Origin of the sequence: Paraclostridium sordellii, from assembly GCF_000953675.1 — a bacterium.
Taxonomy (GTDB): Bacteria; Bacillota; Clostridia; order Peptostreptococcales; family Peptostreptococcaceae; genus Paraclostridium; species Paraclostridium sordellii.
The window spans coordinates 1,399,729-1,414,095 of record NZ_LN679998.1 but is presented as its reverse complement, the minus strand read 5'-3'; the positions used below and the strand labels follow the sequence as shown (position 1 = coordinate 1,414,095).

At 25.8% G+C, this 14,367-nt stretch carries 17 protein-coding genes; 3 read left to right on the top strand and 14 right to left on the bottom strand.

Features of this window, described 5'->3' with window-relative positions; genetic code table 11:
* Window positions 1-12: 12 nt before the first annotated feature.
* The 5 genes from ATCC9714_RS06855 to ATCC9714_RS06840 form a co-directional block, all read right to left on the bottom strand.
* The gene (locus tag ATCC9714_RS06855) at window positions 13-1,284 is read right to left on the bottom strand and encodes a S41 family peptidase (RefSeq protein WP_057544832.1); all 1,272 of its coding nucleotides are present in this window, start codon (window positions 1,282-1,284) and stop codon (window positions 13-15) included.
* 27 nt (window positions 1,285-1,311) lie between these two features.
* Window positions 1,312-2,574 carry an MFS transporter gene (locus tag ATCC9714_RS06850; RefSeq protein ID WP_021130012.1) on the bottom strand — a complete coding sequence of 421 codons (1,263 nt, stop codon included), beginning with the start codon at window positions 2,572-2,574 and terminating at the stop codon, window positions 1,312-1,314.
* A gap of 17 nt (window positions 2,575-2,591) precedes the next feature.
* On the bottom strand, window positions 2,592-3,221 hold the full coding sequence (locus ATCC9714_RS06845) for a hypothetical protein (RefSeq protein ID WP_057544831.1): 630 nt from the start codon (window positions 3,219-3,221) through the stop codon (window positions 2,592-2,594).
* A 112-nt stretch (window positions 3,222-3,333) separates the two neighbouring features.
* A complete protein-coding gene (locus tag ATCC9714_RS17700; protein ID WP_021124222.1) occupies window positions 3,334-3,456 on the bottom strand; it encodes a hypothetical protein in 123 nt (40 codons plus the stop codon).
* Window positions 3,453-3,989, bottom strand: a complete 537-nt coding sequence (locus tag ATCC9714_RS06840; RefSeq protein ID WP_054629759.1) for a GNAT family N-acetyltransferase — start codon at window positions 3,987-3,989, stop codon at window positions 3,453-3,455. The genes ATCC9714_RS17700 and ATCC9714_RS06840 overlap by 4 nt, the downstream gene beginning before the upstream one ends.
* A 331-nt stretch (window positions 3,990-4,320) precedes the next feature.
* On the opposite strand from ATCC9714_RS06840, the gene ATCC9714_RS06835 reads away from it, so the two are divergent.
* From ATCC9714_RS06835 to ATCC9714_RS06825, 3 genes are read left to right on the top strand one after another with little or no spacing between them, the layout of a single operon-like run.
* Window positions 4,321-5,115: a MerR family transcriptional regulator gene (locus tag ATCC9714_RS06835; protein ID WP_054629758.1), complete on the top strand. Its 795-nt coding sequence runs from the start codon at window positions 4,321-4,323 to the stop codon at window positions 5,113-5,115.
* 4 nt (window positions 5,116-5,119) lie between these two features.
* Window positions 5,120-5,983: an ABC transporter ATP-binding protein gene (locus tag ATCC9714_RS06830; protein WP_057544830.1), complete on the top strand. Its 864-nt coding sequence runs from the start codon at window positions 5,120-5,122 to the stop codon at window positions 5,981-5,983.
* Window positions 5,983-6,699 (top strand): ABC transporter permease, encoded by a 717-nt coding sequence (locus tag ATCC9714_RS06825; RefSeq protein ID WP_021124216.1) that lies wholly within the window; start codon window positions 5,983-5,985, stop codon window positions 6,697-6,699. Before ATCC9714_RS06830 ends, ATCC9714_RS06825 begins: the two co-directional genes overlap by 1 nt.
* A 50-nt stretch (window positions 6,700-6,749) precedes the next feature.
* Here the strand turns inward: ATCC9714_RS06825 and ATCC9714_RS06820 are convergent, their stop codons facing one another.
* From ATCC9714_RS06820 to ATCC9714_RS06780, 9 genes are all read right to left on the bottom strand, one after another.
* Window positions 6,750-7,238, bottom strand: a complete 489-nt coding sequence (locus ATCC9714_RS06820) for a hypothetical protein (protein WP_057544829.1) — start codon at window positions 7,236-7,238, stop codon at window positions 6,750-6,752.
* Between the two features lie 272 nt (window positions 7,239-7,510).
* The gene (locus ATCC9714_RS06815) at window positions 7,511-8,671 is read right to left on the bottom strand and encodes an iron-containing alcohol dehydrogenase (protein ID WP_054629754.1); all 1,161 of its coding nucleotides are present in this window, start codon (window positions 8,669-8,671) and stop codon (window positions 7,511-7,513) included.
* A 140-nt stretch (window positions 8,672-8,811) separates the two neighbouring features.
* On the bottom strand, window positions 8,812-9,504 hold the full coding sequence (locus ATCC9714_RS06810; RefSeq protein ID WP_057544828.1) for a ferric reductase-like transmembrane domain-containing protein: 693 nt from the start codon (window positions 9,502-9,504) through the stop codon (window positions 8,812-8,814).
* A gap of 199 nt (window positions 9,505-9,703) precedes the next feature.
* Window positions 9,704-10,738 (bottom strand): hypothetical protein, encoded by a 1,035-nt coding sequence (locus ATCC9714_RS06805; protein WP_057544827.1) that lies wholly within the window; start codon window positions 10,736-10,738, stop codon window positions 9,704-9,706.
* A gap of 223 nt (window positions 10,739-10,961) precedes the next feature.
* A complete protein-coding gene (locus tag ATCC9714_RS06800) occupies window positions 10,962-11,153 on the bottom strand; it encodes a DUF4829 domain-containing protein (RefSeq protein ID WP_057544826.1) in 192 nt (63 codons plus the stop codon).
* Between the two features lie 329 nt (window positions 11,154-11,482).
* On the bottom strand, window positions 11,483-11,725 hold the full coding sequence (locus ATCC9714_RS06795) for a hypothetical protein (protein WP_021124206.1): 243 nt from the start codon (window positions 11,723-11,725) through the stop codon (window positions 11,483-11,485).
* 161 nt (window positions 11,726-11,886) lie between these two features.
* Entirely contained in the window at window positions 11,887-12,279 is a 393-nt protein-coding gene (locus tag ATCC9714_RS06790; RefSeq protein ID WP_057544825.1) for a DUF3887 domain-containing protein, read from the bottom strand.
* A complete protein-coding gene (locus ATCC9714_RS06785; RefSeq protein ID WP_057574282.1) occupies window positions 12,266-13,036 on the bottom strand; it encodes a YhfC family intramembrane metalloprotease in 771 nt (256 codons plus the stop codon). The genes ATCC9714_RS06790 and ATCC9714_RS06785 overlap by 14 nt, the downstream gene beginning before the upstream one ends.
* 23 nt (window positions 13,037-13,059) lie before the next feature.
* The gene (locus ATCC9714_RS06780) at window positions 13,060-14,364 is read right to left on the bottom strand and encodes a sensor histidine kinase (protein WP_057544822.1); all 1,305 of its coding nucleotides are present in this window, start codon (window positions 14,362-14,364) and stop codon (window positions 13,060-13,062) included.
* Window positions 14,365-14,367 lie beyond the last annotated feature (3 nt).

The following is a 14,367-nucleotide window of genomic DNA, read 5'->3' as shown; positions in this document are numbered from 1 at the left end:
TCCCCCTAGGTTTTACTTTATATTTTTTATAAATTCATAATAATCATCTATATCTTTTAAATAATTTTCATAACTTTGTTCTACCTTTATATCAGGCTTAACCCCTCCTAAATAACCTTTTTTATTATTTACCTCATTATAAGGATAGAATATTTTTAGCTTAGAATTAGGTAATGTAATAAATTCATTTTCTGTACCAAAGAAGTTTACATTACCTCCTGTTTCTTCTCCAACTATTGTAGCTCCTAACTCATACTGTAACTTCCAAGCTATATCAGCTGCAGCTGAAGCAGTACCTTTATTTGTTATAGCAAATATATCTTTGCCTTCTAATTCTGTTTTATATTTCAATTCATTAATAATAGAATCTACAATAGCCAATCTTCCTCCTCTATTGTCTCTTAAATCTATAACTAATTTTTCAAATTTGGTATCATTAATAGCCTTTATAAACTTTTGCTCAAAACTATAATAATTTACATCTTCAGTAGATAAACATTGTTTAAATCTAAAGTAAAAAATATTATCCTCTTCTATATATTCAAACCAATAGGGAATTTCTTCGTTCATATACTTTTTAAACTTAGGCTTTTCTAGATGTTCAAACTCAATATCTTTATTTTTTATAGTTTCAATATTAAGCATAACATTTTCATTATTATCATTTTCATATAAAAACTTAGCCTCCTTAGTCTTAACTATATCTAAAAACTTTAAGGCCTCGTATACTCCTATAAATTTTTTTGATTTTTCTTTTGCAGATTGCTCATTATCATAGTTTATTAAACTTGATAATTTTTTTATAACTTCATCAATAGATATATTATTTATAGATATTAGTTTGTATCCTAGAACTTGATCATACCTTTTATCACATCCTGCTACCCTTAATCCATCTTCAAAGTATTCTACATTTATTGGGAAAGTTTCTACTTCTTCAACTTTTGTACTATCTTCACTAAAAGTATTAATTGTATTTATTAAATCCATATATGTGTGTCCATCTTTAATAGAAGATATCATTTGAGCTATTCTAAGAGAAATTTCAAGGTCCGATAGTTTTCTTACATTTAATTTTAAATTTTTTATATTCATATCCCATTCTGACTGTGAAATATTTCTAAATAAATCGGGATGTTCTTTTTTTAAGCTTTCATCTAAATAAGTTATATCTTCTATCCATTTTTTATTTTCAATATTTTTATTACCTTCAACTCTGATAACTGTAAAGATTAAAAATATAATAAATATAATGGTCATAATAATAAATCTTATTTTTTTCATAAATCCCCCAGGTTAAGCTTAACTTTTCTATAATTTCATTAATTCTTCTAAATTATCGTATTCACTATCATATTCTATAAATCTTTTTAAATTTTTTATTCTAATATATAAAAATCCAATAATAAAACAACATAAAAACATAATAAAAAGTACAAGTCTAATAGGCATTAGATCTCCTAAAACTCCTGCTAGTAACTGACCAATAGGTACTAATCCCATACTTATAGCCGATGTTATTGCCATGACTTTTCCCCTTATATCTGATGGTATAGTTGACATAGCTGCAGTTGAAAAAATAGTATTAAAAATTACGTTAAAAAAGAATCCAAATAACCAGCAAAGAAGTAGTACTATATAGTTATTTGTAATAATGGCTCCTAATAATAATGTTGTACAAGATACTAAAGAAATATTAAACACTTTAAATTTATTCTCTCTTTTTATGCCTTTGATTGATAACAATATACTTCCAAAAACCATTCCCATAGCTAAAACCATCATTGCAAATCCATATTTTTGAGCTCCTAAAAACTCAGTTTCCTTAAAATATGGTATTAAAAGTATCATTCCGGCATTTCCAAAAAAATTTATTATAGAAGAGCATATAAACATCTTTTTATATACTTTAAAGTCATTTAAAAATTTAATTCCAAGCTTAAAATCTTCTATAAAAGTTATTTCTTTTTCTTCTCTTTTTACCTTTGGTATAGTTATAAATATTTCTGTAAAAGCTGAAAATAAGTAAGAAATTCCATTCAATAAAAACATATAAGGTGCCCCTATTAAAACATACAGTACTCCACCTACTGCATTTCCTATCATATCCATACCTGATTGAGCTAAACTTGTTACAGAATTTGCTTTTAATAACTTATCTTCTGGAACGATATCTGGTCTACTAGAGTTTATTGCAGGGTTGAAAAATGCAGCACAGATTCCACTTATAATCCCGACAATAAAAACCATCCAAACTTGAATAAATCCCATTACCCCTGCAATTCCTACAAAAGTTACTATAACACCTCTTATTAAATCTGTTAAAACTATTAATTTTTTCCTATCCCACCTATCTACAAATACACCTGCAAAAGGACCTAAAATTATTTTTGGTAGCATAGTGACAGCACTTAACATTCCCATAAGTGCTGTAGACCCAGTTATTTCTAACATCCAAAAGTTTAACGCCATGAGATAAAAGACATCTCCTAAAACTGATACCATCTGCCCTTGCCAAAGTAAAAAGAAATTTTTATTCCATAACTTAGTTTCCAAATTTTTCAATGTTTCCAATCTATCCCCCCTAAAATTTACCTTATTGGATACAGTAAAATTACATCATTCATTTTTTGAAGTTCCTTATATATAAAGTAGTTATGTTCCATACCAAAAGTACAAAGTATTTTGCTATCTTTATTTTTTTCTATAACTTTTTTTATTCTCAAGCTCATAATTTGATTTCTTACTATCCATACTAGATTTTGTATATCTTTATTAATTTCTTCAAGCCATAATTGTTTTTTCTCTACAATTTCATCAATTTTCAAATTATTAAATGGTATGTTTCTAACATTAACATTTTCAAATATTCTTTCATAAAATTCATCTAATTTATTTTCCAATTTTATTTGCTCACTTTTACAAAAACAATCAAAATGATTTAAGCCTATAAGTTCATCTTCAAACCAATCTATAGGTTCAAATTTTATATTATGTTTTTCACATAAAGGTAGTATACTTTTTCTGTATTCATTAGGTCCCAGATATCCATCATAATTTTTATCTATAATATATTTTTCAAAATCCTCAGGTCTTATTTCCCCACAAATTATATCTGGATTAAATTCTACTATTAAATCTTCTATATATTTTAATGAATAATTATATTTTTCTCTCATTTGTTCATTATGAATAGTTCCTAAAATTCCAACTATATTCAACTCTCTTTTATCCCCTCTAAATAAAATTTTTATTTTATAATCTATATTTGTAACAAATAAATAACACTTTTCATCTTTTCTGAGTATCCTTCATTCTTAAAATTTAATTTTTCTAATATACTTTTCTTTGATATTTCTTATAAAGTTCATTATTTCTATATTCATGTAAATAATATAAATCTTCTTCACAAAAATTTCGTAATACAAGTCTTTTGCTTTCTAAAATTTTTATCATTTTATCTCCTTAATATTAACTTTTTTATTAAATATATATTCACTAGACAATATTGACATAACAATTAATGATTCATATTCTCCATTATAAAAAATACATTCCCTTAAAATCCCCTCTACCTTAAAACCTTGAGATTCATAAACTCTTTTTGCTCTTTCATTTTTTAAACGTACATCAAGCCATAGTCGATGAGCATTTAATTCATTAAAAGCTAGTTCTTTAACTAAACTTAAAGACTCTTTTCCAAAACCTCTATCCTTTTCGCATATAACAAATCGCTTAAACTCAATACTTCTATTTAAACCTTTAAGTCCAGAAATAATAATATATCCTATTTTTTTGTTATCACAATCTTCAATTATTATATGTAATATATCTTCATCTTCTAATGCATTTATATGCTGTTGTTTTGTCCATTGTCCCACATACATAGAATTTTCTTTGTCACGTTCTGCTCTTATAACAAATTCTAAATCTTCTAAATTAGTTTTTCTTAAAATTATATTCTTTGATTTTTTTATAATAGATTTCATCTAACTCTCCTTATACTATTTTCTAGTAAATTATATAAAAATAGTAGATAACATCACTAAATGATATTACCTACTACTTTAAATATGTTTAACTTGTAGATTATATAGCTAATTTTTTCTTTATAAAGTAATTTATAGGCACATACCCTATTATAAATAAAACAATTATATTAATTATAGATTATTGCCTATAAAATCATATCTTTAAATATTTCGTCTTTTAATATACTATTCTATATAATTTTACTACTCCCTCTATTAATTTTATTTTATAAAATCCTTGATTGTGACGTAAGGTCATATGCTAACATAATATTATGGAGGTGGGTTTATGAAAAATAATAAGCTTTTAACAGTTGGTCAACTTGCAAAAGAAATGGATGTAACCGTTCGTACACTTCAATATTATGATAAAGAGGGATTACTTAAACCATCACAAAAAAGTGAAGGTGGAAGAAGACTTTATACTGATAAAGATATAGTAAAGCTTCATCAAATATTATCATTAAAATACTTAGGATTTTCATTAGATAAAATTAAAGATAATTTATTTTCACTTGATGATCCTATAGAAGTTGTAAAAATACTTGAACAACAAGGTGAAATAATAAAATCTCAAATAGATAAATTAAAATCTGCACTTGAAACTACCGAGGCACTTCATGATGAAGTTATTAAAATAAAAACTGTGGACTTTTCCAAATATGCAGATATAGTCTCTTTAATTAAACAACAAAATGAAAACTATTGGGTTGTAAAGCTTTTTGATGATAAGTTGTCATCACATATGCGTAAACGATTTAAAGATAGAGAAGATGATGGTTTAAACCTATTTAACAAGTATTCAAATATACTTGATAAGGCAGTTTTATTAAAAAAGCAAGGTGAATTACCAAATAGTGATAAAAGTATATCTGTGGCTAAAGAATGGTGGGGTATGATAAATGAATTTACTGAAGGTGACATGAGTATTTTACCTGAACTTATAAAGTTCAATGAGAATAAAGATGGATGGGATACTAAAATATCATCAAAGCAAAGATTTATTGATGACTTTATTGATAAGGCACTTATTGCCTATTTTGAAAAGGAAAATATAATAATTTCTGAAATGGAGAGTGTTTAAAAATATGAATTCTAAAGTTAAAGTATCTAACCTTCAAAAAAAATACAACAATAATACAGTATTAAAAGGTATATCTTTTGATGTAGATGATGGTACTATATTTGCACTGCTTGGAACAAACGGTGCAGGAAAGACCACAACACTAGAGTGTATGGAAGGAATTCTAAAACACAGTAGTGATCAAATATATATTAATGGTAAAATAGGTGTCCAACTACAATCCTCATCTCTTCCTGAAGGTATAAAAGCTATTGAAGCATTAAAGTTATTTGCAATGTGGAATAGTACTATTGTTGATATCGGTTTGATAGATAGACTTGGTTTAACTGGTATCCTTAAAAAACAATATAAAGAAATGTCCACAGGTCAAAAACGCCGATTACATTTAGCTCTAGCAATGACTGGAGACCCTGATGTTATCTTTCTTGATGAGCCAACAGCAGGATTAGACGTAGAAGGTAGAGTAGCCTTACATGAAGAAATAAAAAGATTAAAAAATCATGGTAAGACAATAATTATAGCAAGTCACGACATGGCAGAGGTTGAAGCTTTGTGCGATAAGTTGGCTATTTTAAAAGATGGTGAAATTGCTTTTCTTGGCACAGTAGATGAGCTTAAATCAAATGTAAAAAATATATATACAATAAAGTTAAATCTATCTTCTCAAATTATATTAGATGAATGTTTAACTTGTTGTTATAAAGGAAAAATACAAGATTATTATATATTTGAAAGTAATGAAGTTGGTGACGGACTTTTAAAATTACTTACTATAATTAAAACTCAAAACATTGATGTATATGATATAAAAATAGAACATTCAAGTTTAGAAGAATGCTTTATTGATATTGCAAGGGGGAATAAATAATGAGTGCATTTTTATATGGTATAATTGTTCAGTGGAAACTAGATTTAAGAAATAAAGGAATACTTTTAACCTACTATATAGTCCCAATTGTATTCTTTTTATTTATGAGTGGTATTTTCACATCTGTTGACCCTATGGCCTACAAAACACTTATTTCATCTATGACAGTTTTTGGTGTTACAATGGGGTCTATTATAGGTTCTCCAACTCCTTTAGTAGAATTTTTTAGTAGTCCTATAAAAAAAGCATATATTGTTGGTAAAATTCCTCTTTGGACAATAATAGTTAATAATTTTATTTCTAGTTTTATTCATCTTTTCATAATTGCACTTATTATATTCTTTCTTGCTCCAATTGCCTTTGATGCAGTTATCCCAAGTAATATTTTTGTATATTTTATTAATCTTTTCATATTTATATCTACATGCTTATCAGTTGGAACTGTACTTGGTTTATTTGTAAAAAATACTTCAAAGTTGACGATGATATCTCAATTTATATTTTTACCATCAATTATGCTTTCAGGAATTATGTTTCCATCAGATATGCTACCAAAATTTTTAAAAAGTATTGGTAGGTTATTCCCTGCCACATGGGGTTATGAGAATATGTATAGCTCTAAGTTTGATATATATACTCTACTACCATTAATAATAATATCGTTCGTTTGTATTTTAATTATCTTGCAAAAACTTAAAAATTTAAAATCAGATTAATAAAAAAGCACCTATATGATATGTCTTTGACATTTAGGTGCTTTTTTGTTTTATAATTTACTTATTTTTAAATATATAATAATATCTATAAAATTATTTAAAACATCATCGTTTTTTTCACTTGGTTTTACAAAGTCATTACCTAAGTTTACACTGTAAGTATTTCCATCTTTTCCTATACTAAAAGCTGCTATTGCAAATTTTTTTCCAAGTTCTAACTTATGTTCACTTTCTGAATCATTTTCAATCATATGCCATGAAGTTCCACTATCTTTTTTATCATACTTAGACAAATCTATTTCTTCTGAAGTTGAAGCCATAAATCCATCTTTGTCATTTTGGCTAATATCAAATACTAATACATCCTTATTATTTTTATTAATACCTACATTCAATATTCCTTCACTAGATTTCACTTCAATATCACTTGCAACTAGTATATCTCTTTTGTCTTTTAACTTTCCTTCCTTGTATTCTTCCATTGAAATACTAACCTTATATTTTCCTTTTTCTAAGTGATTTATATTATAAATCCCCATTGAACTTCTCATTAGTCTTTCTTTTATTTGATCTTTATGATTTGTAATATCTTTATTTATAGTTACTTCTTCTTTCTATTCACATCCTACTAACCCTAGTGTACCTATCATTATAAATATAATAAAAAACTTCTTCAAAATTTATCCCCCCTTAAATTTGTAGTCACTTATTAATTTCGACTTATATCTTTTAATTTCCTTGTTTTAAGAAATAAAAAGCTGTAGTCTTAAAAAATATAATACCACAGCTTTTTTATTAATAAATATTTAAATTAAAGTGCTTTTTCTATTACTTTACGACTTATATCTAATCCTAAATCTCCAGTTTCAGATAAATTAGTCATTCCATGACGCTCAAGTGAATCTACAACAGTGTCCACATCAGACTCTTTAAGTCCATAAGCACTTAAATGAGTTGGCATATCTAGGCTTTCAAAGAAATCACGAGTTTTATTTATAGCTAAATCTATTTTCTCGTCATCGCTACCTTCTTTTATATCCCATACACGCTCAGCATATTGAACTAACTTAGCACCTTTTTCTTTTCTTCTAACTTCCCAAAGTGCTGGAAGTACAGTTGCTAATGTTTTAGCATGGTCTATTCCATATATAGCAGTTAACTCATGTCCTATTTTATGAGTTGTCCAGTCTTGTGGAACTCCTGCTGCTATAAGTCCATTAAGTCCCATAGTTGCACACCAAACAAGATTAGCTCTTAAATCATAATCTGTAGGGTTATCAATTGTTGCTCTTCCTATTTCTATTAAAGTTTTTAATATACCTTCTGCTGTTCTATCTTGGAATCTTGCATCAACTGGATAAGTTGCATATTGCTCAAGTACATGTATAAATGTATCTACTACACCATTTGCAACTTGTGTTTTAGGTAGCGTAAATGTTAATGTAGGATCTAATATTGAGAAAGTTGGGAATGATAATGGACTTCTTACTGAAAATTTACCTCCATTATATGTAATAACTGCTCCCCCATTCATTTCTGATCCTGTAGCAGGTAATGTAACTACAGTTCCTATAGGTAGACCATTTTTAACTGGAACTGGAGTAAATCCATAATTTAATAAATCAGTTTTATCTTCTCCTTCATAGTTAGCGGCTAAGTTTACAAACTTAGTTCCATCCATTACAGAACCTCCACCAACAGCTAATAAAAAATCTATATTTTCTTTTTTAACTAATTCAGCGGCTTTCATTAATGTTTCATATTTAGGATTAGGTTCGATTCCTCCAAACTCAAAGATTTCTCGTCCCTTTAAAGCTTCTTTTACTTTATCTAAAGTTCCAAATTTTTTTATACTTCCTCCACCATATAATATTAAAACTCTAGCATTGTCTGGTATAAGATTATTCAATTCTTCTATTTTATCTTTTCCAAAAACTATTTTAGTTGGATTGTGAAAAGTAAAATCTAACATATAATCACTCCTTACATTTATATATGTATTTATAATACCATATTTTTTAATATAATTTATAAAAATAAGTTTTCTAATTAAAATTATAATACTTACCTTTTATTTTTTGCAAAATAAAAGGATGCATAATGCATCCTTTTTTATATATTTTTTAATTTCTGTCTTTTATTCTCATTTAAAGTTTTTATTAATTTTAATATGAAATATACCCCAAATGCTACTGTATATATACTTATACTCATTACATCAATTTTTTTACTATTTAAAAGTGCAAGTATTATATGGATATAAGCTAATAAATAAAATGGATATGCCCATCTTTGAAGCTTCTTCCACTCTTTGTATGTCATTTTTGACCTAAACTTCTTAAGAGAAGTTATAAATAGTGGTATCATTATTATAAATGCTATTAATCCTATTATTAAATATATTATGTACAGCGTTGTTATCGGCTTATGAAGTAATAGTTTATTTATAAATCTTACTAAATACATTATCCCATGAGGCACTAAAAGAATACATGCAAGTATTGCAGATTCAGCTCGTATCTTTAACAGTTTCTTTGTTATATTCCACTTAGGGTTTAATGCTCCAGCAAACATTACAATTAAGAAAAATGCTATCGAAACATTTCCTTTCATAAATGCCTTCTCAAAGTCACTGATAAATCCTTGTAATTTAGTATTTGTTATTAATCTATATATCTCATATATTATAGTCATTCCAGCTAAAACAGAAGCTATAGAGTAATAAGTTTTAGAATGCTTTTTTATGCTTGATGTAAAAAGTAGTGCAAATGCAACTACACATATTAATGAATAAACTAATCGCATATTGATTCTCCTTGTTATTTTATATTGATTATTATTAAGTATTGAAATTTATTTTCATTTAGAATTTTATTACATATGTAAATCTTTGTCAATACTTTTTGAAAATAATTATCATTTTTATCAATAAGAATACCACTATATAATTTAAAACTACATAGCGGTATTCTTATTGCTTTTAGTTATTACTGTGAATTTATATTCACATCTTACTTTTATAAAACTCTATGCTTATATCCTTTAATGAAGTTTTTTCTGGGTTAAAATCTTTTTCAATAAGATAATTACAAAACTCTAAATCATAAGTGTATAATGAATCATTTGACTTTTTGCCATAAAATTTGTATGATAAATATTCTGCAAATCCATTTACTAAATTTTCTTCACACCATCCTGTCCAATCATAAGCAGTTTTCCCTAATAAATCATAGCCTTCTGCAAGTTCTTCATTTTTTAAAAGTTCATTATTGATATCACTAAACTCCTTACTTGAAGTAAAAATGCTAAATAGCTCATGTGAGTATTCGTGAAAAGGTGTTTGTAATAATGTTTTTGAATCTATATTAGGTTGAATTGTAGAAATTTTATAATTGTCAACATCAAACCCCATAGCTCCTATTGGTGATATATCATAATAAAATAAAGCTTTATAATCCTTTTTAAATTCTATTCCTGAGTTTTTTTCCATGAATGAAAAAATATCTATATCATTTTTTTCTATAAATTTGTTTGCTTCTTTAACCGATTTATTTATTTTAGATTTATTTTTATGTATTAAATCTTTAAAATATTCGTTATAAAAGTAATTGAAAAACAACTCTACATCTGATTTCATATTTTCATCCAAACTTAAACCTTCATTAATAGCACTTGTTATTTCCTCTACACTTGCATCATCGTCTAAAGCTATCGTCTTATCAATGTATGTCCAATCTCCATAATCTTTAAATATATTTCTTAGTTTTATCTTCATATCATTGTTCATAGAAGTATAGGTTTCTCCTGCCCAATTATAATAATCTAATGAATCTTTACCTGGTTTTTCATATAGTTCTTCATTAAAAACTCCAGGTAATAAAACATTTATTCTATAGATGTCATATGCAGTTGTAATTAATGAAATTTTAGGGGTTATACCCCTAACTTCTATATTTTTATTCTCTTCTATGCTTGTACTTTTACATCCCGAAAATATACACGATATAGCTATTAAAGCTGTAATTAGTATTTTTTTCATATATTCCCCCTAAGAAATTAATAAAATAATCTAACTTTAATTTAATTATATACGTATAAATTAGCTTCGTGTCTAAGTTTAAATCTCTTTTAATTTTTAAATTTCTACATAATTAAGTCAATTTCTCATAAAATTCTCTATAATATATATAATTTTACTTAATATAAGTTTTTATAATAATATCTACTTTTTCTATTATTTTTAATTATTTAATTTCAATTTTCTAATATCCCCACTGATTAACTTTCCATTTTCCTGTTTTGTTATATCTTATAACTACCCATTGCCAATTTGTATAAGTTGAGTTTGGCTCTAAACTCCCATCTCCTCCTTCAGAACCAACTTCAAAGTTAGAAAGAAAAACAATTACATTTTCTTTTTTAGTATGGTTTTCTTTACCTCCTCCATATTCCATATAATCTTGTGTAAGCTTATCTGATTTTTTTCGTCATACCAAATATCAGTTAGCTTGCATCCCGTAAATCCTTTAAATTTAATTTTTACAGAATCTATTGTCTGGTTTATTTCCTTTTCACTAAACTTTTCAGATTCTCCAATAGTTACTTTAATATTGTCAGTTTTTCCAACTTGATTGTAACCAACCAAAGAAAATACTATTAAAAATATACCCATAAAAATATTAATTTTTTCATATAAGTATCTCCTTAAATTTTTAATATTGTATTTATATAATATATACTTAACATTAACATATATTAAATTTATATAAATATACCATTTGTACTAAAACCTATTTAAAATATTTAATATAATCATAATTGTTGAAGTTATGCCTAGAGTCCAGTATAAAAAATTAACTACTTTATTTTTATTTATTAAGTTGTCTTTTATTATAACTAAAATCAAAAATAAGCATATTATAGAATTTTTAAATACATTATTTAAATTTCCTACATAAATATCAGAAATTATACTCAAACAAATTATGACTATTAAAATAAATTGAAACTTACTTATATTTTTCAAAATATATACCTCCAATGTTTTTTAATATAAACTCATCTTAGCATATATAACTTTTTAAAAATAAAATTTGGAGAAAAGTTGAATTATTTTGACCTAAAATTAAAAAATACTTTAAATAAAAGTAAAAAGGTAGCAATTTTAAAATTGCTACCTTTTTACTTTTATTTCATGAAAAATCCTTCTATTTTCATATCTTTATTATAGCTTATAGTAAACTTACACTTGCCATTTTCAAATTCATCTAAAATAACAACTGTTGCTAATCCCTTATTTCCAACTACAGCTATCTTATCTTCAGACTTAAATTTTCCAATCTTACTATATATAGGCTTCCAAGCATCTTTTATTAAATTTATAGCATCTTCTTTCATCATGACCTCAGACATTTTAGATTCTAAACCTTTATAATCCTTATCTAAAAGCATACTAATCACATTTTTCGCATCTTTTTTTAGAACATCTTCATTATATTCATCATCTAATTTAGAGCTACTACATCCTACCATTATAGCGCCTACTAATATCATACATAATAATATTTTAATTTTTTTCATAAGTTTTCCCCTCTTTATTGTACAGTTTCTTTGATTTAAATATAAATAAAAGTAAAACTAATGCACACATTAATATATAAAGTTCAATCCCTAAAATTCCAACATTAAAAACTGCTGGTAAAATCACCAGAGGTGCATTAACAATTGTATGAATCAATATAGCAATTCCTAAGTATATAAGCTTTTTGGCTCTTATTCCATACAGAACTATCAACGATAGACCTATGTGTATTATCATTGCACAAATTCTTTCAATCCCACTTAATATAACTTCCATTCCACCAAGAGCTGTAATTTGATTATAGATTCCACTTGGTAGATTTCCTCCACTATTTATTATAAGTGAACATATTAATGTACTAAAAAGAGATGCTCCTGTAATTAATATAGCCTCTATTCCTCCATGGCCAAAACCATAAGAAATACCATCTATCCATCTATGATTTTTCTTTAATAAATACTTAAACCCTAAATACCTTCCAACTTCTTCAAATATACCTGCTGTAAGTCCTAAAAAAATTCCATATAAGTATGGATTTGTACTTAGTTTTAAGTACAAAGTAGAATTTGGAAGTATATACGATATTATAGGTATTCTAATTAATATTTGTGAAACAAAAAATACTAACATCCCTATTAGAAAAGGTCTTATAGTATTATTTTTTAATCTAGCAAAATATATTAAACTCCCCAATGGTATTAAAAAACATATAGCTGTACTAACTATCAGCAAATTTATCATAGATTTATCTACCATAAAACATCCCCCTAATTACCTATCTAAGTAGGTATTACTATATTTACTTTAAATTTATTTTCACAATAATCTACAACCATTGTGCCCCCATATACTTTTATTGCTCTTATCGTATTCTCAAGCCCTAATCCCTGGTGGCTTTTTTTAGTTGATTTAAATCGTCCTCCTTTTTTTACTGGCATATCATTAGTCGAGTTTTCTATGTTTATAACTATAAATTCATTAAACTTATCAACATCAATTTTAATATAGCTATTATTTTTCACAGCTATTGCTGCATCTATTGCATTATCCAATAAGTTTGCAAATACTGTGGTAATATCTATATCACGTATAAAACCTAAGTCTATATTTCCTATTCTATAATCTAAATCTATATGTGTATTTTTTATCTTTTGAAACTTGTCATTTAGTATAATATTTAAAACTTTATTACTAGTATAATACTTTTGATTTAATTCATTTAACATTTGATGTATATCTTGTGTATACGTTGTTCCAGCTTGAAGATCATTCATATTGTACAAATCCTCTATAGTATGTAAGTGATTTCTAATGTCATGAATTAATTTTCTTGATTCCTGGTACTTCATTTCTAGGTTATCATAATATTGATATTGTAATTTAGTTTGTTGATGGTATAAGTTAATCTCATTTTGTAAAATGTTATTTTTAGAAATAGAGTCAATTATATAAGTCATATATACATTTAAAATTAATATTAAAATAACATTTACCATAAATAATGACATTTCTTCAAAGCCTGCATAAATTTGCAAATACATTATTAATGTAAAAATATATACTATACTAAATATTGGTACTATTAAAGTTCTAATACATTGTTTTGCTGTTACATTAACTGCACTTCGTTTATTTATAAGTAGTGTAAATAACTTAGAGTATATATATTCTAAAAGCCTTAATGTAAGTATACTGAACATAACATAAGATTGTGGACTTGAAAAATATATACCAAGCTCAGTTACTAAAATTGAATTAACTATATTTATTAATAAATCACAAAATAATAAGCATATTGAGTATATAAAATAGTACAATAAATATAATTTAGTATTATTATATAAATAATGACCTATTAACATAGTTCCAACTATAATTGACATCCCGCTTAATATAGGCACCCCTAGTAAAGGTATACTACTTGCAATTATTGAAAATGCAATATATGAAATTATATAAGCAAACTTATGCTTATAGATATTTCTTTCAACCTTCCCCATAAACTCAAAAAACACATATATTAAAAATAAGTTTCCTATAAGAGGTACTATAATAAAAGCAACTACATCATTATTTGTAAACATACA

What these genes read in the sequence shown, in the direction of transcription:
- ATCC9714_RS06855 (WP_057544832.1), bottom strand. Translation starts at nt 1,284, where the DNA reads ATGAAAAAAATAAGATTTATTATTATGACCATTATATTTATTATATTT.
- ATCC9714_RS17700 (WP_021124222.1), bottom strand. Translation starts at nt 3,456, where the DNA reads ATGATAAAAATTTTAGAAAGCAAAAGACTTGTATTACGAAATTTTTGT.
- ATCC9714_RS06840 (WP_054629759.1), bottom strand. Translation starts at nt 3,989, where the DNA reads ATGAAATCTATTATAAAAAAATCAAAGAATATAATTTTAAGAAAAACT.
- ATCC9714_RS06835 (WP_054629758.1), top strand. Translation starts at nt 4,321, where the DNA reads ATGAAAAATAATAAGCTTTTAACAGTTGGTCAACTTGCAAAAGAAATG.
- ATCC9714_RS06830 (WP_057544830.1), top strand. Translation starts at nt 5,120, where the DNA reads ATGAATTCTAAAGTTAAAGTATCTAACCTTCAAAAAAAATACAACAAT.
- ATCC9714_RS06825 (WP_021124216.1), top strand. Translation starts at nt 5,983, where the DNA reads ATGAGTGCATTTTTATATGGTATAATTGTTCAGTGGAAACTAGATTTA.
- ATCC9714_RS06820 (WP_057544829.1), bottom strand. Translation starts at nt 7,238, where the DNA reads ATGGGGATTTATAATATAAATCACTTAGAAAAAGGAAAATATAAGGTT.
- ATCC9714_RS06815 (WP_054629754.1), bottom strand. Translation starts at nt 8,671, where the DNA reads ATGTTAGATTTTACTTTTCACAATCCAACTAAAATAGTTTTTGGAAAA.
- ATCC9714_RS06810 (WP_057544828.1), bottom strand. Translation starts at nt 9,504, where the DNA reads ATGCGATTAGTTTATTCATTAATATGTGTAGTTGCATTTGCACTACTT.
- ATCC9714_RS06805 (WP_057544827.1), bottom strand. Translation starts at nt 10,738, where the DNA reads ATGAAAAAAATACTAATTACAGCTTTAATAGCTATATCGTGTATATTT.
- ATCC9714_RS06800 (WP_057544826.1), bottom strand. Translation starts at nt 11,153, where the DNA reads ATGGAATATGGAGGAGGTAAAGAAAACCATACTAAAAAAGAAAATGTA.
- ATCC9714_RS06790 (WP_057544825.1), bottom strand. Translation starts at nt 12,279, where the DNA reads ATGAAAAAAATTAAAATATTATTATGTATGATATTAGTAGGCGCTATA.
- ATCC9714_RS06785 (WP_057574282.1), bottom strand. Translation starts at nt 13,036, where the DNA reads ATGGTAGATAAATCTATGATAAATTTGCTGATAGTTAGTACAGCTATA.
- ATCC9714_RS06780 (WP_057544822.1), bottom strand. Translation starts at nt 14,364, where the DNA reads ATGTTTACAAATAATGATGTAGTTGCTTTTATTATAGTACCTCTTATA.